Source organism: Exiguobacterium sp. UBA3968, assembly GCF_002385115.1.
Classification (GTDB): Bacteria; Bacillota; Bacilli; order Exiguobacteriales; family Exiguobacteriaceae; genus Exiguobacterium_A.
The window spans coordinates 4,438-5,691 of the sequence record NZ_DGCW01000003.1; the positions used below are offsets into that span (position 1 = coordinate 4,438).

The 1,254-nt window shown below is 50.6% G+C and carries 1 protein-coding gene; it reads right to left on the bottom strand.

Annotated elements, in window-relative coordinates; translation table 11 throughout:
* Positions 1–53: 53 nt before the first annotated feature.
* On the bottom strand, positions 54–1,254 hold a 1,201-nt coding region (locus tag B3S86_RS00155), incomplete at its 5' end, for a TRCF domain-containing protein (protein WP_290747862.1).

Here is a 1,254-nt window from a genome sequence, read left to right on the forward strand (position 1 = left end):
GATATAACTAGAAATCGCAAGCAGTGCTGCGCCTTGCGCAATCGTTCGTCTATTCATCGCCCGACGAGCCGGCGATCAAGTTCCGCCAATAATTGTTCTGCCTGCATCGTCATCTGTTGCGTCGACTGTTTGTTGCGGTTGAGGGTTAAGACGAGTTTCTCCTCTTGTTGTCCCATTCCAAGACCACGTCCCAGTGGAACAGTCCATTTAACGAAGTCCGCCACATCGAGTTGTTGTGTCGATTGGAGCGATAAGACGATCTCAATTTTCGGATCGGTTTGTTTAACACGCTCGACACGCGCCCGTTCAGCGAAAATGCGCATTCGCGTCAACTGGATCAAACGCGCGACCTCATCCGGAAACTCACCGAATCGTTCAAGCATTTCCGTTTCGAGTTGTTCGAGACTATCGACGGTATCAACATATTTCAAACGTTTGTAGAACTCGATTTTCAGCTCGGAGTCTGTCATGTAGTGCGATGGAATATAGGCATCAAGGCTGAATGTGAACTCAGGAACGAATTTCTGGATGCGTTTTTTACCTTTCATCCGTTCTTTCCGCTCCTCGACTGCTTCTGCAAGCATCTGCGAATAGAGATCGAAACCAACAGAATCGATGAATCCAGATTGTTGCGAACCGAGTAAGTTCCCGGCACCGCGAATCGACAAGTCACGCATTGCGATCTTAAAACCGCTACCGAGCTCCGTGAACTCCTTGATCGCCTGTAGACGACTTTCTGCCACTTCCGTCAATCGTTTTTGCGGACGGTACGTAAAGTACGAGTAGGCGACGCGACTTGACCGACCGACACGACCACGTAATTGATAAAGCTGTGATAAGCCCATTTGATCGGCGTCATGAACGATCAACGTATTGACGTTCGGGATATCAATCCCCGTCTCAATGATCGTCGTACTGACAAGGACGTCGGCATCTCCTTCGAAGAAGGCGATTAGCTGACTTTCGAGTTCGGTTTCCGTCATTCGACCGTGAGCCGTGACAATTCGTGCTTCCGGTACGAGGGCGCGAATCTCTTCTGCCTTTCGCTCGATGCCCTCGACACGGTTGTAGAGGAAGAATGCTTGTCCACCACGTCCGAGTTCCCGTTCGAGTGCTTCCCGCATGACGATTCCGTCGTATTCCATGACGTATGTCTGGACCGGATAACGGTTTTCCGGTGGCGTCTCAAGGACAGAGAGATCACGGATTCCGATCATCGACATGTGCAATGTCCGCGGAATCGGTGTCGCTGTC